Raw genomic sequence first — 22,191 nt, forward strand, 5'->3', positions numbered from 1 at the left:
GATTTATCTCATTTTTTCTTGTTTGTTCCAAATTAAGCCCAATATGAGTATACCGTTACTGATCAGATTCAGCATAAATAAAATGAAGAAATAAATAGTCTCCGAAACAGTAGCTCTGAAAAAAAGTATCGGAATGCTTCCAATAAAAAAGATCAGTAAAGCCACTGATATCCAGAATGGTAAATAGCTTTTGATATCCAGTATTTTATCAGAATTAAAGGTTTGATACAGGAACAAAATAATTGAAAATAATAACAGAAGAATATCTACATACAGCATATTAAAAGAAAAATGATGAAGCAGATCATCTTCCGTGGAAAACATTACAGCAATATTGAGGACAAAAAGAACCAGGATTATTACCTGTATCTTTTTGAGCAGCGGAACATACAATAATTGATAATAATAAAATAAATACAAAAAGAATACGATCATTAAAAAACCAATTACATAAAATATGTCCGTAGGCAGATTGGTCAGGTCGTAGTAGAAATAACAGAAAATATCAATCAGGGAAAACAACAGATATCCAATAATAAAAAATAGGTTCTCCTTTCCGGTTTTTCTATATTTTATGACCATTAAAAATATCACTATGATGGATAGGATCATCGATATCTGTTTCCCTGTTTCAATATTCCAGTTCATAATTTGTGTTTTTTAAGGCATTGTTCCTGACAGCGTTTTGGGTGGAGGTGCCAGGTTGGTCATATTCATAGATTCTATGGATGGTACGTCTGTATTTTCCTCGGTAGACGCCGTTCTGGCCATCGCATTGTCACTTTTTCTTTTTTGGGAGGTAGGAACTAAAAATATGGTTTGATAGCCCGCATATTCCGGTTTTGCCATTCTGTTTTTAGGATGATTCATAGGGTATTTTCCCATATAGATCCTGATTCCCGGATTTTTTAATTTTTGTTTTTTTGCGTTTTCTTTTACGTATTTAATATATCCTTCCATATCTTCCAGTGAAAACCAGTACCATCGGGAATCTGGTTCACCATTTCTGTATTTCATGAGAATTTCATGATTGGTCCTGGTGTATTCATCAAAAAGGACCCGGCCTTCACGGTAGCTGATCAGCTTCTTTTTATAACTGTTGCTAACGGGTTCTTTAGGAGGTTCGGAGCAGCGGGTGCAGCTTAACAAACAGAGCGTTAGAACAAATGCTGCACAAAGCAAGCTTAAAGTCTTAGTAAAAAAGGAAGTTTTCATTTTTATGGTTTTTAATTTTATGGAACAAAATTAGCTAACGGCACAACTATAAAAAAGAGGGAAAACACTGTTTTTTTATTCTTTACTAAATTTACGACTTTTTGGTATTCAGTTGAAAATGAATGATTGATTTGTTTTTATTTTAAAAAAATATATTAATTATGATTATTAAAATAGTAATATGTTTTTGGTTCCGAAACTATGTATAAAAAACAGGACCGGAAATCTCTTCCCGGTCCTGTCAAACAAGATTAAGTGTAAAATTTAGCCCTTAAAGGCAAAAAGGATAATTCAAAATGTGAACAGATTTTTATTGATTCTTAATCTATGTTTAGGGGAATTGATAGTAATGGTACTTTATTTTTATAAGCCATAATAGCTGTTTTACTTCGATGGAACAGAGATTCCACAAGATTGTATTTGTAGGGAACCATGGTTAAAAGGTCTGGGCCCGTCAGTCTTATTTCCTCTTCAATCGCTTTAATCACTTCAATAGATTGAATCATTTTAAAACTGTATTTAATATCATCCAGATCATACCCGGAATTCAGGTCAATATCATGAATAACCTCAGCAAAATCCTCCAGGCTTTCACTTACATTGAATACCTCAATCTCAGCATTAAACTCATTAATGAAATAATAAATATCATTCATTGCGGTCCAGGTCATGCTTTTGTGCGTATCATAAGCAAAAAGAATTTTCCTGATTCCTGTATATTCTATATGGGAAGGAACAATGAGTATCGGTTTTTTGAGCCGGTGAATAGCTCTTGTTACACTGTTGCCCAAAAGCTTTTGTTCAAGAGTTTTTTCTGCCATTCCCATCACAATAAAATCACATTCGTGAAGATGTATGCAGTTTTCAAGCTCCTCAATGAAATTGCCGGAAGCCAGATGATATCCGGTTTCTATAGCATAAAGCGCCGCAAGTTCGGCTGCCTTGTCGTCAAGCTTTTTCTGATTTTTAAGCGTTTGGGTGTAGAAGAAATCAGCCGAAACCTGTGCGTTCAAAGCATGAATGGACACGGTTTGAAGATTAAAAAGTAGAATCCTGTATTTATTCTCTTTAGCCATAGAGGCTGCATAATGAGTGGCATTTTCAGCTTCGTGGGAAAAATCTGTGCAGACAATTATTGTTTTCATTGTACCGGATTTAATACTGCAAAACTATGGTATACCGGATTTCACTAATGGTAAAAATATTGTGATGTTGCATAAAATGATGATGAAATGTCTTTTTCGGGTGATGAACCGTCACATCCATTTGAACGCTGCTATTTTACGTTTCAGGTACGGTTTTGGCGGTCTCGTCTAAAATAGAAGATATTCGTCTAAAATCTATTTCTATATTTACATTCATAAAATCCCAGATATGAATAGGATTTCTACAATAAGAAAAAATATAGTAAGAAATAAGAAGATTCTTTCTACCATGAAGAGAAGGCTCGTAATCTGGGCAGTAGCAGTAGTTACTTTCTGTGTTTTTTCCTATCTTATTGATCCTTTTGATCCCGTTTGGAAAGAATATTTGAACGCTCCGCTGAGGATGATTCTGGAAGATGCTACATGGATTGTCTTTTTTTCTATTATCATCTCAGAGGTAAGTATATTTATAGACAGGACACTCAATAAACTTCTTCCCTGGAGTAACAGAACCGTAAAGCGATTGCTCATTCAGTGTTTGATTCAGATCGTGGGAAGTGTCATGATTGTGATCATTATTAATGCCATTGTAGATTGTACCTCAGTGACATTGCCCGAAATGGATTCCCGCAAAGAGTATACGCTTCTGGGACAATGGATCGCAACTAACATTGTAATATCGTTGATTATCAGTGCTTTTAATACCGTGGATTATTTACTTGAAAACTGGAAAAAAACAGCCGTAGAAGCAGCCCAGCACAAACTTAGGGCATCAAAACATAAGCAGGCTGCTATGGCAGCAGAACTTCAGGCTCTTAAGCTTCAGATAGACCCTCATTTTATTTTCAATAACTTAAGTGTACTGTCAGAGCTTATTCTGGAAGATCAACAGTTAGGCTATGAATATTCAGAGAAGTTTGCAAGAGTATACAGATACCTTTTGGTCAATTCCAAAAAAGATATTATTGCAGTAGAAGAGGAGCTCAAATTTTTAGAATCCTACATTTTTTTGATTGAAAAAAGAATTGGCGAAGGGGTTATATTCAAAATAGATATTCAGGAAGAATACAGATCCAGATTTACCCTTCCGCTGTCTTTACAATTACTGGTGGAAAATGCTATTAAGCATAATCAGACTTCTAAAGCAAATCCCCTTGAAATTCATGTTTATACAAATCAGGAAGGAGAATTGATCGTCTCCAATACATTTCTGCCTCTGATCAACAAGCCGGATTCCTCCGGAGTAGGACTCACCAATATTATTGCACGGTACGAAATCCTGGGATATCCCAAGCCTGTGATTGAAAAAACTGAAGATAAATTTATTGTAAAACTCCCATTGATATGAAGATTAATAAAGTTTTAATTGTTGAAGACGAAAGACCCAATGCAGACAGATTAAAAAGACTGTTGTTGAAGTTAAGACCCCATATTGAAATACTGTCTGTGGAAGACTCGATAACCTCAACGGTACACTGGCTGGAAAATAATGTTGTTCCGGATGTTATTATGATGGATGTGCGTCTTGCGGATGGGCTCAGCTTTGAAATATTCAACAAGCATGAAGTTAAAAGTGCAGTCATATTCACTACAGCATACGATGAATATGCAGTACAGGCATTTAAATATAACAGTGTAGATTATCTTCTGAAGCCCATTGAAGAAGAAGAGCTGGATGCTGCTTTAAAACGCTATGAAACCTTTATGGAAGCCGTTCCGGTAGTGGGAACAGCTATTGAAGGATTATTGAATTATATTCAGCCGAAAGATTACAGAAAGCGCTTTCTCATCGCCCACAGAGATGGATATAAAACCGTTCTGACAGAAGATATCCTATACATTTATACCGAATTGGGAATCAGCAAAGCAATGCTGAATACGGGAGTGGTAGAGAATGTTCCACAAACGCTGGAAGAACTTGAAAAACAGCTGGATCCTAAATTCTTTTTCCGGGCCAACAGACAGTTTATTATTCACATCAATTCCGTAAAGCAGATTTTTAATCATTTTAATGGAAAGCTAAAGCTGGAACTGAGAAAACAGCCTGATATGGAAGTGATTGTTAGTCGGGAAAAAGCTTCTGTATTCAAATCCTGGATGGATTATTAATTCCATAAAAATACAAACGAGACTGCTTTATCTAAAAGCAGTCTCGTTTGTATTTTACTCTCATTTTACCCAGAAAAGCTTTTTTTTATAAGATTTATAAGAGAAAACAGCTGTTTTCCCTTCATTTTTCCTATCATACGTTTCACCAGCGATTAATGACACTTCACTCAACTTCTGAATGAATATCCTTATTATATGAAGTTATTTTGCTCCTGTAAAATTTAAAAACTCATGTTATGAATTACAGAAAAGGATATCTGGCACTCTCACTTACAGCCGCAGCAATACTGCACTCGTGCGGTTCCGGGAATGGCCAGGAAAATGGGCAGCAGATGCAGCAGGCATTGCCTACAGATTTTATCCAGGTGAAGACCGGAGATGCAGATGTGTCTACAGGATATCCGGGAAGCATAGAAGGGCAGGATAATGTGGATATTAAAGCGCAGGTAACAGGTTATCTGGAAGCAGTATATATCAAAGAAGGACAGTATGTAAGCAAAGGACAGACCCTTTTCAGAATAAATCCTTCAGTATATAATGAGCAGGTAAATACCAATGAAGCCGCTCTGAAATCAGCTCTGGCAGCACAGGAAACAGCAAGACTTGAAGTTGAAAAACTGAAACCTCTTGTAGAAGGAAAAGTAGTTTCCGATATGCAGCTGAAAACCGCTCAGGCAAGCTATAAAGCAGCAGCAGCACAGGTAGCACAGGCACAGTCATCATTAGGATCATCAAAGATTAATGCTAATTTCACTTATATCAAAGCTCCCGTTAGCGGATATATAGGAAGAATTCCCAATAGAGTAGGAAACCTTATCAGTCCATCAGATGCTTCTCCTTTGACAACGCTTTCAAATATAAACAGTGTGAATGTGTACTTCTCAATGAACGAAGCCGATTTTATTGCACACAGCAGGGCAGCATCATCAGGAGATACAGCCGAAAATGTAGAGCTTCTCCTGGCAGATGGGTCTACCTATTCTCTTAAAGGAAAACTTGAAAATGCCAGCGGAAATTTTGACAGAAATACAGGGAGTATTCAGATGAAGGCTGTTTTTCAAAATCCGGATAAGCTGTTAAGAGCTGGAGGAACAGCAAGAGTGATGATTCACAATGCCTTGAACGGCGTGATTAAACTTCCGAAAACCTCAGTGAAGGATATTCAGGACAGATTCTTTGTCTATAAACTGAATGGTAAGGATAAAGTGAAAATGACTCAGATTACCGTTTCGGGAAGCACCTCTCAGGATTACTTTATTAAAGAAGGAGTGAATGCAGGAGACAAGATTGCCATCAACAGAATTGATGCCCTTACAGACGGCGCACAGGTTGTTGCCACAACAGTTCCTTTGAAATAGTTGTATAACGATTCTTAGAAAATTCAAAAATGTTAAAAAAAATAATAGACCGTCCGGTACTGGCGACGGTAATATCCCTTATCATCGTGATCTTAGGGATTATAGGATTAAACCAGCTGGCGGTGACCCGGTTTCCGGACATTTCTCCCCCTACGATCACTGTTTCAGGGTCGTATCCTGGAGGAAATAGTGAAACTGTGATCCGTTCCGTGGTAACTCCGCTGGAAGAACAGATCAATGGAGTGGAAGATATGGAGTACATGAAATCCAGTGCAAGTAATGACGGGACATTCTCCATCTCTATTATATTCAAGCAGGGTGTAAATGCCGATCAGGCAGCCGTAAATGTGCAAAACAGGGTACAGCAGGCCACGCCGATACTTCCTCAGGAAGTAGTGAGAATGGGACTGACCACGTCCAAACAGCAGAACAGCATGGTGTTGATTTTCAATATTTATACTGAAGATAATAAACAATATGATGAAACTTTCCTGCAGAACTACGCGAATATTAATCTTATTCCGCAGGTCAAAAGGGTAAAAGGAGTAGGGCAGGCCATGGTATTCGGATTGAAGGATTATTCCATGAGAATATGGCTTAACCCTCAGAAAATGTCATCTTACGGACTTGAACCGGCAGATGTTTCCAGAGCGATTGCTGATCACAGTTTGGAATCTGCTCCTGGTAAATTGGGAGAAGAATCTGATGCTGCCTTAGAATATGTAATCAGATATAAAGGAAAAAAGAACAAACCGGAGCAATATGAGAATATCATTGTTAAAAATACCGGAAGCCAGGTCATCAGACTTAAAGATGTCGCCCGCGTAGAATTCGGAGCCATTTCCAATACAGGAGATAACCTTTCCAATGGGAAAAATGCGGTTACTGTAGCCATTATGCAGACCACAGGATCCAATGCCAATCAGATTGAAATAGGGGTAAACAAAGCTCTTGACCAATTATCCAAATCATTCCCTCCCGGTATCAAATATACAAAGGTAATGAGTACCAAAGAGAGATTGGATGAGGCCACAGGACAGGTGAAATCTACTTTGATAGAAGCATTTATTTTGGTGTTTATCGTTGTATTTATTTTCTTGCAGGATTTCAGATCTACGATTATTCCGGCAGTGGCGGTTCCGGTAGCGATTATCGGTACCTTCTTCTTCCTTCTGGTCTTAGGATTTACCATCAACGTACTGACGCTTTTTGCCCTTGTATTGGCCATCGGTATTGTTGTCGATGATGCGATTGTGGTAGTGGAAGCCGTCCACAGTAATATGGAAGAAACCAACCTTTCAGGAAGAGAGGCTACCCACAAGGCGATGAGTGAGATCACGGGAGCTGTTATTTCTATTACGTTGGTGATGTCTGCTGTATTTATCCCTATTGGGTTTATGTCCGGTTCAGCAGGATTATTCTATAAGCAGTTTGCTTATACATTAGCGATAGCGATCATTATTTCAGCGGTTAATGCATTGACTTTAACTCCTGCTTTATGTGCTGTATTTTTGAAAAACAACCATTCAGGAGAAGGTAAAAAGCCAAAAGGATTCGGGCAAAGATTTGCAGTAGCATTCAATGCCGGATTTAATAATATGACCAACCGTTATGCAAAAGGAGTACGTTTCTTAATAGGAAGAAAATGGATTGCAGGAGGGTTAATTATAGCCGTTATCGGCGTTGCAGGATGGCTGATGTCAAGCACTCCTAAAAGTTTTGTACCGATGGAAGATGACGGATTCTTTATGTACACCTTAAGTATGCCGCCAGGAACAGCATTGACTAAAACTACGGAAGTTTCCAACAAAATCAATGAAATTTTAAAAGGAGTAGATGCCGTTCAGGAAAATACTTCTATTACAGGCTACAATCTTCTTAGCAATAGTGCGGGACCAGCTTATGCGATGGGGTTTGTTAAACTGAAGCCTAAAAAAGAAAGGGGTGAAGTTCAGGACATTCAGGAAGTGGTAGATATGGCGAATGCAAAATTGGGTGTTATCAAAGAAGGAAGTGTGATGACTTTCAGAATGCCTCCGGTAGAAGGATACGGAATGACCAATGATGCCGAAATTGTACTTCAGGACCGCATGGGAAGAGATCCTCAGGTTCTTAAAGCCAAAGCAGATGAACTGATTGGTGAGCTGATGAAGGTTCCGGAAGTGGCATTTGCATACACGATGTTCAGAGCAGATTATCCTCAGATGGAGCTTGAAGTAAATGAAGATAAGGCCAAACAGTTAGGAGTAAGCATTTCAAATCTTTTAGGAACTGTTCAGACGTATTTCTCGGGAGATCAGTCTCAGAATTTCTCAAGATTCGGGAAATTTTACAGAGTGAATATTAAGGCAGACGGTGTTTTCAGAATGGATGAGCAGGCCTTCAATGATATTTTCGTGAAAAATGAAAAAGGAGATATGGTTCCGGTGAATACACTGATTACCCTGAAAAAAGTCTATGGTCCGGAATCCGTTCAACGTTACAATCTTTACAATTCCTTAAATATCAATGTATCTCCAAAACCGGGCGTAAGTAACGGGGAACTGATGGGCAAACTGGAGCAGACCTTAAGTAAATTGCCTTCTGACTACAGCTACGAATGGACAGGATTGAGTTTGGAAGAAAAATCTGCAGGAAATCAGACGATTGCCATCTTTGGTTTATGTTTGCTTTTCGTATACCTGCTACTGGCAGCCCAATATGAAAGTTATATCCTTCCTTTAGCCGTAATGCTTTCGATCCCAACGGGAATTGTAGGAGCATTCTTAGGAATAAAAGCGATCGGGCTGGATAATAACATTTATGTACAGGTAGGACTGATTATGCTTATTGGGTTATTAGCCAAAAATGCCATCCTAATTGTTGAATTTGCCATCCAAAGGAGAAAATCAGGACTTTCTATCCTGGATTCTGCACTGGAAGGAGCGAAGGCTAGATTACGTCCGATTATTATGACTTCATTGGCTTTTATTGCGGGTATGATTCCACTGATGATTTCTTCAGGAGGAATGGCTTCCGGAAACAAATCAATCAGTACAAGTGCAGCGATGGGAATGCTGAGTGGAGTCGTTTTGGGAGTTTTTGTAATTCCTGTACTCTACATGTTTTTCCAGTATCTGGATGAGAAATTCTCTGCCAAAAAGAAGTACAATACGATAGAAAATCAATTGACAAATGAGAATATTTAATATAAAAAAAATCCTTATTTCAGGTGCAATGGCGTCACTGCTGATGTCTTGTGCTGTAGGGAAAAAATATACAAGAACAGATCTTCAGGTTCCGGAAACGTTCAAAGAATCTGTACAGGTAACAGGAGATACGGTAGTTCTTCCGTGGAAGACTTTCTTCAAAGATCCTAAATTGATAGGCTTAATAGATAAAGCGCTTTCAAGAAATAACGAAGTAAATGTTGCTCTGAAAAATATTGAACAGCTGGATCTGATCTATAAACAAGCCAAGCTGGGTTTGATGCCAACACTGGATTTAGCTGCAGGAGCCAACAGAAGCTGGGCATCCAAAAATACCCTTAACGGCTCTCTTAATGAACAGTTTGTAGGGACCAAATACATGGATGATTTCAGTGCAGCCCTAAGACTTTCCTGGGAAATAGACATCTGGGGAAAAGCTAAAATGCAGAAAGAATCCGCAGCGGCAGAATATTTTGGACAGAAAGAAAACTTAAATGCCATCAAAAGCAGAATTGTAGTTCAGGTGGCACAGGCTTATTATAACCTTATAAGCCTTGATGAACAGCTGAAAATTGCAGAACAAAACATTGAACTGAGTGACAATACGCTTAAAATGATGAATCTGCAGTTTAAAGCAGGACAGATTAACTCATTGGCCGTTCAGCAGTCAGAAGCTCAAAAGAAAACAGCTGAGCTGCTGATCCCTTTGGCAAAACAGAATATTTCCATTCAGGAAAATGCATTGAGCATTCTTTGTGGAGAATATCCGACTAGAATAGAAAGAGAAGGAAATCTTAAAGCAATGATTCCGGAAAATAGATTATCAGAAGGATTGCCCGCCCAGCTGCTGAGCCGCAGACCAGATCTGAAGCTGGCAGAATTTAACGTAATCAGCCTGAATTCCAAAACCGGACTGGCAAAAGCAGCAATGTATCCGAGCATCAGTCTGAGCCCGCAGATAGGGGTAAACTCCAATAAGTTCAGTTCATGGTTTGATATTCCCGGATCTATTACCAAAGCAGTCGCTGCGAATCTTGCCGCTCCCATTTTTCAGAAAAAACAACTGAAAACAGCTTATGAGACCGCATTGATTGATCAGGAAAAAGCAGCCATCAACTTTAAGCAATCTGTAATGACTGCTGTTGGAGAAGTTTCCGATGCCATGGCTAAGTCTAAAGGCTCTTCAGAAAGACTGCAGCTTTTAGAACAGAGAACAGCCATTCTGGATAAAGGAATCAATGATGCCCTGAAACTGTATAAAAGCGGGATGGCAACTTATCTTGAAGTCATTACAGCTCAGAATAATAAGCTTCAGAATGACCTGGAAGCCGTTAATGTAACCCTTGAAAGGTTAAATGCAGAGGTAGATCTGTACAGATCGCTTGGCGGCGGAGTACAATAGAATGTAAATAAATAGTAAAAGGAAGCTGCATCTTACAGCTTCCTTTTTTTGTTATTTCTAAAGATAAATACAACTTAATTTAACATAAGGTCCGGAATTTGCACGGGAGTGATGAAATTTTATATTCATTAAATCAGTGGTTTATGAAAAATTTTATCTTTTTTTCAAGAATAGATGCAAGATTTTTGAGAAATGGGATTTATATAGATGAGTACTCGAAAATAATTAATGTTTAACGAAAAAAGTAATGCAATGAAAAGATTGACAGTACCCCGATTTTTTATAACAGTTTTAATGGTTTTAGCAGGATTTTTTGCTTTATCCTCATGCAATGATAACGACGGACCGGACATCCCTCCTGTAAAAATGGAAGACTTAAAAGGTAACTATAAAGGTAAGCTGGTTATTGTACAGGGAAATAATAAAAGAGAAGGAATAAAAGAATTTAAGGTAAAAAAAGATACCATCTCATTTGCGGAATTTCCAATTACAGAAATTGTAAAAACAGTGGTGAAAGACCCTGCAAAAGCAGAAGCCGCTTTGAATGCGATTGGAAAAGTAAAGTATGATCTTAAGTATGCAGCAGTGATCAACACAGCCAATAATGTGATAGAACTTACATTTGCTCCTAAGACTATGGAACTTCAGATTCCTGTAGATGGTGTTAATAAAAAGACCGTTGTAGAATTTGTAACAAAGCAAAAAGGATATTATGTAGGATTGGATCAGACGCTGAGATATGCTATAACAGCAGAAAAAATTACAGTAGACGGTACACTGGTTACTCCTTATACTGTTATTGATTATAATTTCCCATTCTGTATAAAAAATTAATTAATAGATATTATCATCAATGGATTGCGCTTTATTATGAAGAGGCAATCTATTTTTGCTTGACAGTTTATAACATCCTAATGGATACGGAGGCAGCAGTATATGGAAGAAAGTAAAGAACAGATTTTGGTAAAGCACCTTCTGAAGAAGGAGGAAGCTGCCTGGAAAGAGCTTTTTGGAGCTTATTCCGGAAATCTGGCCTATGTCTGCTCCCGTTATGTGGCTGAAAAAGAAGATGTTCATGATATACTCCAAAACAGTTTTATCAAAATGTTCCGGTCAATAGAATCTTTTGAGTACAGGGGAAGTGGCTCTTTGAAAGCCTGGATGACCCGTATCACTGTCAATGAATCTTTGAAACATATCAAACAGAAAGGAGATTTTAAATCTGCAGTGGAAGTAGATGATCTTCCGGATATTCCTAATGAAGATGAACCGGACTTTGAAGAGATTCCGCGTGATGATATTATGATGATGATAAGATCTCTTCCTGAAGGATACAGAACTGTTTTTAACCTGTATGTATTTGAGAAAAAAAGCCATAAGGAGATTGCCGGGCTGCTGGGAATTGCAGAAAACTCTTCTGCATCTCAGTTTCACCGTGCAAAAGGACTGCTTGTTCAGAAAATAAAAGAATTTAAAATGTCAAAAAAAGCACAATATGAATAATGAATGGCTAAATAACCTGCGAAGCAGAATGGATGACCATGAAGAGGACGTTCCGGAAGGATTGTGGGATGACATTAGAGATGAACTTTTTTCCGGAGAAGAAAACAGCAGCATCCCTGGGTTTATTCCTGGAATTCATGATGAAAGAAATGATAAGAAAGAGGAGAGAGCCGGTGCAGGAAAGAAAACGTTATTCTATCGACTTGGAGGTATTGCAGCTGCCATTGCGTTGCTTTTTATGCTGACAAAAATGCTGCCACAGGATGATACAGGCAAAATCTTATCTAAGAAGCCTGCAGATGTGAAAAAAGAAAAGGGAAATCATTCTTTAAGACCTCTGGAAACCGGACATATCTCAAGTAGTGAAGTGAAATCAGGAACAGTGCCTTTTTTAGCTGAAAAAATATCAAAAGCGGTCGATCCGGAGAAAAATTCAGGACAGAACTATTTTCATCCTGAAGAAAACAATGGTGCAGGGAATATTCAGAATAGTCATGAAATCATTAAACTTCCGGCTGCAACGGAGTCTTTTCATCAGGAGAGCAAGATTGCCCAGAAAGTACCTCACGCAGATGATACAGTAAAAGAATCGGCTATAGAGAAGACCTCTGATGAGGTTCTTTTCAAACGGGAAGAATTAAAAGAAGTCTACGCAGAGAATACAAAACATACTGCCAAAAAATCCCGTGATAAAAAGTCGTGGATGCTGAGTATGCTTACAGGAAATGTTGCTTCCAACTCTGCAGAACAGCAATTTCCGGGATATGCCTCCATTACAGGAAAAGCAATGAATGTTGAGCAGGTTTGGAGCACTTCCGAGTATCATGATGATCCTCTGACAGCTATATTCCTGGCCAATCAAAGTCAGCCGGTAGAAGCAAGAATCAGACATAAAGTACCTGTTACATTCGGATTGTCTCTTTACTACAATGTAGGAAAAAGATGGGGAATAGGAACGGGACTGAATTATACGAAACTTTCTTCTGAACTGCATTCCGGAACGGAGAACAATTATATTAAAGGAGACCAGACAGTTCATTATATAGGAATTCCTGTTCAGGTCAATTATAATGTCATTCAGAAAGGGAGGTTTACAGGATATGTTACAGGCGGAGCGCTTATTGAAAAACCTATAGCAGGAAACATCACAACAACTTATGTAGTGAATGATGAAATAAAGGAATCCTCAAAAGAACGTGTGGAACCAAAACCTTTCCAGTTTTCTGTTAACACTGCAGTAGGATTTCAGCTGAAGGTCATAGATAAAGTCGGAATTTATGCTGAACCGGGAATAGGATATCATTTCAGGGAAGAAGATGCTCCTAATACCATTTATAAAGAGAAACCATTTCATTTTAATATGAAATTCGGGATCAGAGTGCTGTTGGATTAATGTAGAGGATTTTTAAACCAAATCACACTTAATAATCTATATATGAAAACAAAACTAATTTTTTTAGTGTTTTTGCTATTCAGCATTTTGGATATAAAAGCACAGTGTACCCCTACCATTACCAGCCCGAGACTTGGACAGAAATATCCGGGAACAATCTTATTCTGTGATGTGGAAGATGAAATAATTTCTACTACACAGACGTATGGAAGCTATCAATGGTACAAACAGGAATGGACCTGGCAGACACCCAACAACAACCCTTGGGTAGCCATTACGGGAGCCACATCACAGCAGTTAACCATTAGTGGTAACGATCAGCTGAATTATTTTAAAGTAGTCGTTACAGATGGGGATTGTACGGCAGAAAGCCCGGCAGTATTTGCTGACGGATTTGTGTATGGTCTTCCGGCGATGATGACAACTTATACACCTGGAACTTATGAGGAAGAGATGGGAACCGTGAAAGTATGCAATGGAGCTTCTGTTCAGTTTGATAATATATTTCCTGTCGTTTATGGGAAGCATACATGGTTCAGATGTGTGCCTGCCAGTAATCCTCCGGTGCTGGGAGATCCTTGCATCATCCCGGGAGTCGTAGGAGATACTTATGTTGCGACAAGTTCCGGAAAATATGGATTTTATGCCTGTACGGAATACTGCCCGGATCAATGTCAGATGCTGGATCCGTTTGCCTTTGTGGAAGTGAATTTCGGGAATTGGGAATTCTGCAGCAATCTGGGAACAGGAGAGACGAAGAGTAAAGATAATAATCTGAAAATCTATCCCAATCCTACAGCGCAGCATCTTTATATCGGAAAAGAATCAGATAAAATCTATAAGGAAATTACCATTATAGACATGTCTGGAAAGCTTGTTCTGAAGAAAAATGACCACAGGTATAATCAGGCGATTGATGTAAGCCAGCTGGTGCCGGGAAACTATATCATTGTTTCCAAAAGTGCGGATGGGAAAGAATATAAAAATAGATTTATAAAAAAATAGGATTAGATAGTCTGAATGTGCTAAAATATTGATTGTGGGAAGGAAGACTGGATGTCAGAGGAGGGATGCTCTTTATATTGAAGAAGAACTAGAGTAATTTATTTTAATACTTTGCGCTCAATAGATAAAATTTTCATCCTTGTTAATCTAATGACGTCATAATTACCCCCAAAAGAGTTCTCTCTTTCCGGCATCCGGCTTCCTGACTCACACTAGGTATTTTATCCTGAATTCAGATGAATAATCTCTTTCGTTAGTTTTTAATAATGGTTGGATCGGTACAAATTTTTTTGTACCGGTTTTTTTATGTCCCCTTTTGATAATTTAAAAGAGCATACTCACATTATTCTGTCTTTTAGATCGATAGGATGAATATTCTCTAATGCTTTTTATATGACTTTTTTCATACAGACAACAATAGAGTACAACAATGATTTTATATTTATATCTGAATGTAAGCCTGTTACGATTTTAAAAGGAATTTATAAATAAACTATTTTTAATTGTAATTAGAATAATTAAAAATAAACTCCTTTTTCCTTTGGGATTTTACAGGTGAACCTTTAATTTTGCTATTATAATAATTATAAATAATGAAATTGTATCAGCGTATTTTTATCTTTCTCATTTTTACCCTTACAATTTCCCTCATTAAAGCACAGGATGCAGGTTTTACAGTTCAAGGAGCTGTACAGGATCATACAATGCAGGGATTAAATGGAGTAAATATTTTTGTTGAAAACACAAAAATAAATACAAAAACCGATCAAAACGGAAATTTCAAGATTAGTTACAAGAAAGGAGAAGCTACATTAGTATTCAGCCTGGATGGCTACAAAAAACTCAAAAAGAAAATAAACTTCGGTAGTGGAGTACCTCCGGTAAATATTCAGTTAGCGGAGGATCGTGCGGCTGTACAAGAAGTTGTAGTTCATGGCAAAGGTAGAGTAAAAGCACTGCAAGACGGTGCTTTTACTGTTAGTGCTATAGATGTTGCTAAATTGGCCAATACCACGGCAGATCTTAATCAGGTTCTGAACAGAACTACAGGGATTAAAGTCCGTCAACAGGGAGGTATAGGTTCCGACTATAATTTCTCTATCAACGGAATGTCTGGTAAAGCTGTAAAATTCTTTATAGATGGCGTTCCTTTGGAAATGCTTGGAAAAGGAGTGGATCTGAGTACATTGCCTGTAAATATGGCAGACCGTGTAGAGATCTATAAAGGGGTAGTTCCTATCCATTTAAGTACAGATGCAATGGGTGGAGCGGTTAATATTATTACGCCGTCAAGCAGCAGAAATTACCTGGATGCAAGTATAAGTCTAGGTTCTTTTAATACCCAGCGTATCAATCTGAATGGGCAGTTTAAAGATGATAAAACCGGAATTATCATGCGTATCAACAGTTTTTATAACCATTCAGATAACAACTATCTGATGAAGGATATGAAAATCTGGAATGCTGCTAAAAACGAATATGAGTTAAAAGACCTGAAACGTTTTAATGACAGGTATCAATCTGTTTTTGGGATGGCTGAGGTAGGACTAGAAAACAAAAGCTGGGCAGATTCTTTCTTTGTAGGAATGTCACAATCAGTTTTTGATAAACAGATCCAGACCGGCTCCAATCAGGAAGTAGTATATGGTGGGGTAAAGCAAAACGGGCAGGCTCATAATTACTTTATGAAGTATAAAAAAACAGGTCTGTTCAATGATCATCTGGATGTGAATGTGTATGCAGGTTTCTCAAAAAGCGTTCAGAAAGCAACAGACACCCTTATGCGTAAATACAGCTGGGATAATACTTTTGAACCTTCTGCTACAAGTGAAAAAGGAGGAAGGACTATTATCATGCAGCATGAAGACCGTCTTTACTCACAGCTAGGAGCTACTTACAAAATAGTTGAGCATCACAAGCTCATCTTCAATTATGTACTCGATTATCTTAAGAATACCACATTCAATCAACTTGAAGAGGAAAAAAAGAATGTACCTCCAGCAAAGATGACCAAACAGATCTTGTCTATGGCATATCAACAGGAGTTTTTCAATAAGCATTGGACTAATATTTTCTTTGCTAAATACTATCAGGTAGGACTGCAGAAAATGGTTTTCGATCCGGTGACCAGAACCGATAACCCGGCAAAGGATAATTTTAGCAGTTGGGGCTACGGCTTCGCTACCACAGTGAAAATTACAAAAGGATTAGGAATAAAAGGATCCTTTGAACGTTCTTATCGTTTGGTAGAACCACAGGAAATTTTCGGAGACGGGGTTGCTGTAACCAGTAATATGAATCTGAAGCCTGAAACCAGTAATAATGTAAACGTGGGTTTATACTATGGTCACCATTGGGGGCAGCATGCTTTCCGTATAGAAGGGGCAGGGTATATTCGGGATACAAAGGATTTTATTTATACCGTTCCCAATTTATATAACAGTACTTTCAAATACGAAAACCTGTCTAATATCTTTACCCGCGGACTGGAGGGAGAGATCAGTTACCAATACAAAAGACTCCTGAACGTGTTAATGAATGTGAGCTACAACAAAGCTTATGACAATACAAAATTTGCCAATAACAGTGAAGATGTCGTTTCGGCTACGTACAAAAAAGATGTTCCCAACCAGCCTTGGTTATTTGGAAATGTAAATGTAAGCGTTGGTAAAGACGACTGGTTTCAGAAAGACAGCAGAATAGAGCTTTACTACGGGCTACAGATGACAGAATGGTTCTACAAAAACTGGAAATCCTATGGAAATCCTCGAAACATTCCGATCATTCCAAGACAAACCCTTCACAACATAGGGATAAGCTATTCCATGAAGAACGGGAGGTATAATCTGGCGTTCGATGTAAGCAACGTTGGGGATGCACTGGCATATGACAACTTCAAACTTCAGAAGCAGGGACGTGCTTTCTATATAAAATTCAGATACCTACTTAAGTAAAAAGATCATGACACAATATTTCAAAAACAGTATATTTTTAATACTTGCATGTTTAACCATTTTTAGCTGTGAACGCGAACCTGGTTCCGGCGAATCTGAAAGTGGTGAAAAAGAGTATAAATATTTTTTACTTTCCGCTCTTGGAAGCTGGCCCAATACTGTACATTACATGACAGCTACCAATGACCTGACAAAAGGCGAAATGGATATTACCAAAGAAGGAGATGAAATTAACTCCAAAGGAACTTACTCCTATATTGTAAAAAATGGCTTTATCTACAACTATAAAACCGATCAGGGCATCTTCAAAAAATTTAAATATACGCACGATAGGCTGACGACTGTAAAAGAAGTGCCTTATACTTATATCAGTGATATTACCAGTTATGTCTGGATAGATGATCATACTTTGGTTATTGTTGGAGATACAGGAGATGGTCAGCATATACGCTATACTGTTTTCAATGCCACAGACCTTAGTATTATCCGTCAGGGTGAGATTGAAGGATTTCAGCCTTTCCCAAATGCTTATAATTTCTATTCGCTGGGTGCTATGACGTATATGGATGGACAGATCTATTTGCAATACAGCTTCCGCAATGGTAAATGGCTCACTCCTGAATATTACAATTTTGCTGTAATAGATTATAACACCTTCAAAGTAAAAAATTCCATAACGGATAACCGAAGTTCTGGGGTAGCCAATGGTTCTCCTTATTTTAAAACTACTTTTACAAAAGATAAAGAAGCTTTTTATTATACATGTTTTCCACGGGCAGGAGCTGGAACAAGTGATATTTTCCTTTTCAGGGCTCTCAAAGGGGCAACTTCGCCTGATGCAGGATATCAGATCAATCTTACCAATCTTGTCGGGGGCAAGCCTTTGGAAACAGTTATCGATTATATTGGTAATAATAAAATGGTAGTTCTGTATCGTGATCCGGCATTAGGAGACAGCTACAATGGCCGATATGCTATTATAGATATCGAAACCAAGCAGTTGGTAAGGGTTCTGGATGAATTGCCGGGAGATGAACCTTACGAACAAGGGATGTTTGTTCAGAATAACAAATTATACATTGCTGTAAATACAAATAAAGGAGGGAATTTTGTCTGGATTTATGATCAGCAAACTGATAAAATAACTAAAGGAATGAAGCTTCCCAATAGTATTTCCGGATTTGCCCGTTTCGATAAATTATATGACTAATTATAGTACATAAATTTCATAGAAATAGGGCATATTTATTTGATAAAAAACCGGGTCTCAAAAATTTTTGAGACCCGGTTTTTTGTTAAACTATTGTCGATCCTTTGTTTAAAAAAAACTTGATAAGGCTGAACTACAATGTCCGGAAATATTAAAGCTTATAATTGAATGACAACGTTACCACCCGGCTGTCCAGATTGTATTTTTGTCGGATGGTAGAGCTGAAGTTATTTCCTGTTACCCGGTAATTATTGGTCTTTAATAAATCCGTTACTGCAAGTTTTACGGTTGCTTTATCCTTTAATAATGTTTTAGAAACCCCTAGTGTCAGGTCAAAATAAGCATCACGGATAAACAAACCAATATTAGATTTCGAAAAATACTGTCCATTAGCCTCTGCTTTCAATCCTTTTGCAATGCTGAAGCTATTTTGTGCATTTAACGTAAATGCCAGTTGTGAACTGTTGACCGAGTAATTCTGATAATTGCCCTTATATTCACTGTTGAATATATTCAGCATAGAAGTAAGTGACCACCATTTAAAAAGCTTTGTAGTGGCTGTAATATTGGCACCATATACATAAGATTTATTTAGATTATCCTGAGTTTTTACGAGGATTCCTGTATCTGGCTGATAGTTGTATACTTCTGTCATTACATCATTTGTAACACTAAAATAGGCTGATGCAATAATGTATTTTCCCCAGGTATACCCCAATTCTGTTGCGTGGGTAAATTCCGGATTCAGATTTGGGTTTCCTTGCCAGTAGTTGAAAGGATCATCATAAAAGCGGAACGGATTCAAATCGAAATGACTTGGTCTGTTGATTCTTTTACTGTATGAGGCATAAAATCCATGTTGATCATTCATCTGGTATTTGATTGATGCACTTGGAAAAAGGTTTGTATAATCTCTTTTTCGTTGTTCCTGGGAAGTTTTTTGATTGATATCTGTATGGGTTATTTCTGTTCTTAACCCCAGTTGGAATGTCCATTTCGTCAGATTAAGCTTGTAGTTGGCGTACAATGCATGTATCTGCTCCTTGTATGCATATTCATTACTTGCTTTATTATCATTGATCCATTCATTATCCTGCTCTATAAAATACTCAGAAGGATTGTTATTAGACTTTATAGTAGATTTTAATCCTGTTTCCAGATTATGCATTTCGCTAAAAGGCAGGGTAAAGTCTACCTTCGCATTGAAAACCTTCAGGCGGGAAGCAATGTTGCCTCTTCTGTTGTTGAATTTCTCTGGTCCCAGATTCACCAATGCATCTGAAATCTGATTCTGGCGGGAAGAAAAACGTGAAGTTTCGTATTCCAGATCCACATCTACCTTATAATCCTTGTCATTGAAGATATGCATACCTTTTAAATTATAGGTATAATCGTACCAGTTTTCCTTGCTTTTATTATCTGAAAGTACATGAGCAAACAGGTTATCTATCGGCTGGAATATTCTGTTTTCCCCTTTCGAAAAATCTTCATATCGTCCTATCTTAGCATCAAATAAAGCACCAATAGTTGTTTTGTCATTAAAAGCATAATCAGCACCAAACTTAAAATTATTAGAAGTTAAAGGCTCATTGGTCATTGAATTTTGATCTGTTCTCCGGGCTATTTGTTGAGGTTGCTTTTCATCGAAGAAAATCTGGCTAAAGTTTCGTCTTTCTTCTTCGCCACGAAAAGTATAGCTGTAGTCTCCATGTAGAGAGAGTTTATGATGAGTATAGTTCAGGCTCAATCCTGTATTTATTCTGTTTTTACGGCCTCTTCCTCCATTCAGATAATAGTTACCACTCAGTCCTTCAGATGAGCTTTTTTTCAGTACAATATTAATGATGCCGGCATTTCCTGCAGCATCATATTTTGAGGAGGGATTGGCAATTATTTCAATATTTTTTACCAGTGTTGAATTAGTAGAACGCAGCAGGTTGGCAAGTTCCTTTGCAGAGAGCGAGCTCAGCTTACCGTTAATCATTACACTTACTCCTTTTTTGCCCCGTAATGAGAGTTCACCTTCTTGCGAAACTACTACACCAGGAGTTTTGCCAAGCAATTCCAAAACAGAAGTACCATCAGATAACACACTATTCTCTACATTAAAAATCATTTTATCAGCTTTTTGCTGGAAAACGGCTTTATTCCCTTTTATTACAATGCCACTGATCTCTGAGATTTTATCTGTCTGTAAAGAATCGTTCAGGCTTTCAGTTTGTCCGTAGGCATTCAGACTCGCCATTAAAGGGAGCCATATATAGTGTTTCTTCATGATAATAGATTTAGGTTGTTGGTTTTTTTTTATTTTTTCTGCCCCACCAGATCATGAATCCGGTTATGGGCAATGAGGCACAGAATAAACTCATGATAAAGGCCAGAATTTTTCCGGGCATTCCAAAAAAAGCTCCCACGTGTAGATCATACGTAGCATCTGTAGCTCTTTCAGCCATAGGTTTGTCTTCGTGGGGATGGTTAAATAAAAGCTTCCCGGAATGCTCATCGAAAATCATCATTGAAGACTCAGCATAAGTGAATTCCTTATCCTTGATCCATATGCTTAGATTATCGTGTTTGTGATCTGCTTCAGCATGGTCTTCCAGATCAAGTCCAAAAGAATAAGCTTTTGGATAATGAGTTTTTACCTGTTCTATGATACGGTCTATGGTTGTTGCAGTCTCCACAGATTCCGGAGCGGTTGTTTTATATTGACTGTAATCTGGGGTAGCAGTGGAAAAGCCATTCAGTAAAGCATATACCCACACCTGGGTAATCCGAAACGAATACATAATACCGGTAATGGCTACAACAATCGCTAGAAAAGAGGCATAAAACCCAAGGATATTGTGTACGTCGTAATTTTTACGTCGCCAGCCTTTTACCTTCTCCCAACGGAACCATAGACGCTGTTGGCGCATTTTTTTATTCTTCGGCCACCATAGGATAATTCCGGTAATCAACATGATGACAAAGATGATGGTTGATATTCCCACGATAGTGCCGCCAATTTTATTACTTAACAGTAATGAGCGGTGCAGGGTCATACAGATAAAGAAAGGATTATTTTTTACATCATATATTGCGAGTACCTTTCCTGTGTATTGATTGACATAAACGTTTTTAAAAACAATAAAGGTATTAAAGTGATTCCAACCTTCTTCATTAACTTTAATCAATCCGAACTGATAAGAGCGGGCGGGATCTATAGGAATAGTTACTTCATCTGTTTTTACGATTTCATTTTTCAGCTGGGCATTCACAATATCTTTTAACTCGCGTATAGGAATTGGCTTCTTATGCTGAATATCTTTTTCTCCATGAAAGGTCGTTTCCTTGCGCAATGCAGCGGTAATATCTTCATTGAAAACAAAAAATGCACCTGATAAAGAAACTACCAATACAATGATACCTGAAAACAATCCGAGCCATAAATGAGCTTTCAGAATATATTTTTTGAAGGTTCCTTTAGATTTTTTGTTACCGGTCTGCTGCATTTATGTCTATTTAGTCTTGTTAAAAATAAATAAGTCACAAATATACCTTTATTTATATTAATTCTAAACAGTAATAAGGCTTTATTTCTCCTTTAAAACCTGATTTTTATTAGGATGTCAACTATTTGAAGTAAAGAATAGACTCCCAAAAAACTGATCATTCAGTCTATATTTTACTTAAAAGTGATGCTATCTGAAGCGCATGAAAACCTTAA

At 37.7% G+C, this 22,191-nt stretch carries 16 protein-coding genes; 11 read left to right on the top strand and 5 right to left on the bottom strand.

Going from position 1 to position 22,191, the window contains the following annotated elements; genetic code table 11:
* Positions 1-3 precede the first annotated feature (3 nt).
* The 3 genes from FW781_RS11015 to FW781_RS11025 form a co-directional block, all read right to left on the bottom strand.
* Positions 4-648, bottom strand: a complete 645-nt coding sequence (locus FW781_RS11015) for a hypothetical protein (protein ID WP_149387487.1) — start codon at positions 646-648, stop codon at positions 4-6.
* A 12-nt stretch (positions 649-660) separates the two neighbouring features.
* The gene (locus tag FW781_RS11020; RefSeq protein WP_149387488.1) at positions 661-1,215 is read right to left on the bottom strand and encodes a hypothetical protein; all 555 of its coding nucleotides are present in this window, start codon (positions 1,213-1,215) and stop codon (positions 661-663) included.
* A gap of 320 nt (positions 1,216-1,535) precedes the next feature.
* Positions 1,536-2,360 carry a universal stress protein gene (locus FW781_RS11025; RefSeq protein WP_149387489.1) on the bottom strand — a complete coding sequence of 275 codons (825 nt, stop codon included), beginning with the start codon at positions 2,358-2,360 and terminating at the stop codon, positions 1,536-1,538.
* Between the two features lie 229 nt (positions 2,361-2,589).
* Between FW781_RS11025 and FW781_RS11030 the strand changes: the two genes are divergently transcribed.
* The 11 genes from FW781_RS11030 to FW781_RS11080 all read left to right on the top strand — a co-directional run bounded on the left by FW781_RS11030 (position 2,590) and on the right by FW781_RS11080 (position 18,482).
* Positions 2,590-3,708: a sensor histidine kinase gene (locus tag FW781_RS11030; RefSeq protein ID WP_149387490.1), complete on the top strand. Its 1,119-nt coding sequence runs from the start codon at positions 2,590-2,592 to the stop codon at positions 3,706-3,708.
* Complete coding sequence (locus FW781_RS11035) at positions 3,705-4,469, top strand: LytR/AlgR family response regulator transcription factor (protein WP_149387491.1); 765 nt, start codon at positions 3,705-3,707, stop codon at positions 4,467-4,469. The genes FW781_RS11030 and FW781_RS11035 overlap by 4 nt, the downstream gene beginning before the upstream one ends.
* 236 nt (positions 4,470-4,705) lie before the next feature.
* Positions 4,706-5,827, top strand: coding sequence for an efflux RND transporter periplasmic adaptor subunit (locus FW781_RS11040; protein ID WP_149387492.1), 1,122 nt, complete (start codon positions 4,706-4,708; stop codon positions 5,825-5,827).
* 29 nt (positions 5,828-5,856) lie between these two features.
* On the top strand, positions 5,857-9,015 hold the full coding sequence (locus FW781_RS11045) for an efflux RND transporter permease subunit (RefSeq protein WP_149387493.1): 3,159 nt from the start codon (positions 5,857-5,859) through the stop codon (positions 9,013-9,015).
* On the top strand, positions 9,002-10,417 hold the full coding sequence (locus tag FW781_RS11050; protein ID WP_149387494.1) for an efflux transporter outer membrane subunit: 1,416 nt from the start codon (positions 9,002-9,004) through the stop codon (positions 10,415-10,417). Before FW781_RS11045 ends, FW781_RS11050 begins: the two co-directional genes overlap by 14 nt.
* 252 nt (positions 10,418-10,669) lie before the next feature.
* Positions 10,670-11,251, top strand: a complete 582-nt coding sequence (locus FW781_RS11055) for a DUF4840 domain-containing protein (protein ID WP_149387495.1) — start codon at positions 10,670-10,672, stop codon at positions 11,249-11,251.
* A 102-nt stretch (positions 11,252-11,353) separates the two neighbouring features.
* The gene (locus FW781_RS11060; protein ID WP_149387496.1) at positions 11,354-11,920 is read left to right on the top strand and encodes an RNA polymerase sigma factor; all 567 of its coding nucleotides are present in this window, start codon (positions 11,354-11,356) and stop codon (positions 11,918-11,920) included.
* Complete coding sequence (locus FW781_RS11065; RefSeq protein WP_149387497.1) at positions 11,913-13,313, top strand: outer membrane beta-barrel protein; 1,401 nt, start codon at positions 11,913-11,915, stop codon at positions 13,311-13,313. The genes FW781_RS11060 and FW781_RS11065 overlap by 8 nt, the downstream gene beginning before the upstream one ends.
* A 42-nt stretch (positions 13,314-13,355) precedes the next feature.
* Positions 13,356-14,318 carry a T9SS type A sorting domain-containing protein gene (locus tag FW781_RS11070; RefSeq protein WP_149387498.1) on the top strand — a complete coding sequence of 321 codons (963 nt, stop codon included), beginning with the start codon at positions 13,356-13,358 and terminating at the stop codon, positions 14,316-14,318.
* A gap of 593 nt (positions 14,319-14,911) precedes the next feature.
* Entirely contained in the window at positions 14,912-17,272 is a 2,361-nt protein-coding gene (locus tag FW781_RS11075; protein WP_149387499.1) for a TonB-dependent receptor, read from the top strand.
* A gap of 7 nt (positions 17,273-17,279) precedes the next feature.
* Positions 17,280-18,482, top strand: coding sequence for a YncE family protein (locus FW781_RS11080; RefSeq protein WP_149387500.1), 1,203 nt, complete (start codon positions 17,280-17,282; stop codon positions 18,480-18,482).
* 151 nt (positions 18,483-18,633) lie between these two features.
* Here FW781_RS11080 and FW781_RS11085 read toward each other — a convergent pair whose 3' ends face one another.
* The gene (locus tag FW781_RS11085; protein ID WP_149387501.1) at positions 18,634-20,757 is read right to left on the bottom strand and encodes an outer membrane beta-barrel family protein; all 2,124 of its coding nucleotides are present in this window, start codon (positions 20,755-20,757) and stop codon (positions 18,634-18,636) included.
* 10 nt (positions 20,758-20,767) lie between these two features.
* A complete protein-coding gene (locus FW781_RS11090) occupies positions 20,768-21,976 on the bottom strand; it encodes a PepSY-associated TM helix domain-containing protein (protein WP_149387502.1) in 1,209 nt (402 codons plus the stop codon).
* Positions 21,977-22,191: the final 215 nt, after the last annotated feature.

The sequence above is a fragment of the Chryseobacterium panacisoli genome, assembly GCF_008274625.1.
GTDB classification, from domain to species: Bacteria; Bacteroidota; Bacteroidia; order Flavobacteriales; family Weeksellaceae; genus Chryseobacterium; species Chryseobacterium panacisoli.

Excerpts from the sequence above, each read along its gene's own strand:
- FW781_RS11075 (WP_149387499.1), top strand. The coding sequence starts at position 14,912 with ATGAAATTGTATCAGCGTATTTTTATCTTTCTCATTTTTACCCTTACA.
- FW781_RS11065 (WP_149387497.1), top strand. The coding sequence starts at position 11,913 with ATGAATAATGAATGGCTAAATAACCTGCGAAGCAGAATGGATGACCAT.
- FW781_RS11090 (WP_149387502.1), bottom strand. The coding sequence starts at position 21,976 with ATGCAGCAGACCGGTAACAAAAAATCTAAAGGAACCTTCAAAAAATAT.
- FW781_RS11020 (WP_149387488.1), bottom strand. The coding sequence starts at position 1,215 with ATGAAAACTTCCTTTTTTACTAAGACTTTAAGCTTGCTTTGTGCAGCA.
- FW781_RS11035 (WP_149387491.1), top strand. The coding sequence starts at position 3,705 with ATGAAGATTAATAAAGTTTTAATTGTTGAAGACGAAAGACCCAATGCA.
- FW781_RS11060 (WP_149387496.1), top strand. The coding sequence starts at position 11,354 with ATGGAAGAAAGTAAAGAACAGATTTTGGTAAAGCACCTTCTGAAGAAG.
- FW781_RS11070 (WP_149387498.1), top strand. The coding sequence starts at position 13,356 with ATGAAAACAAAACTAATTTTTTTAGTGTTTTTGCTATTCAGCATTTTG.
- FW781_RS11040 (WP_149387492.1), top strand. The coding sequence starts at position 4,706 with ATGAATTACAGAAAAGGATATCTGGCACTCTCACTTACAGCCGCAGCA.
- FW781_RS11055 (WP_149387495.1), top strand. The coding sequence starts at position 10,670 with ATGAAAAGATTGACAGTACCCCGATTTTTTATAACAGTTTTAATGGTT.
- FW781_RS11030 (WP_149387490.1), top strand. The coding sequence starts at position 2,590 with ATGAATAGGATTTCTACAATAAGAAAAAATATAGTAAGAAATAAGAAG.
- FW781_RS11080 (WP_149387500.1), top strand. The coding sequence starts at position 17,280 with ATGACACAATATTTCAAAAACAGTATATTTTTAATACTTGCATGTTTA.
- FW781_RS11085 (WP_149387501.1), bottom strand. The coding sequence starts at position 20,757 with ATGAAGAAACACTATATATGGCTCCCTTTAATGGCGAGTCTGAATGCC.
- FW781_RS11045 (WP_149387493.1), top strand. The coding sequence starts at position 5,857 with ATGTTAAAAAAAATAATAGACCGTCCGGTACTGGCGACGGTAATATCC.
- FW781_RS11025 (WP_149387489.1), bottom strand. The coding sequence starts at position 2,360 with ATGAAAACAATAATTGTCTGCACAGATTTTTCCCACGAAGCTGAAAAT.
- FW781_RS11015 (WP_149387487.1), bottom strand. The coding sequence starts at position 648 with ATGAACTGGAATATTGAAACAGGGAAACAGATATCGATGATCCTATCC.
- FW781_RS11050 (WP_149387494.1), top strand. The coding sequence starts at position 9,002 with ATGAGAATATTTAATATAAAAAAAATCCTTATTTCAGGTGCAATGGCG.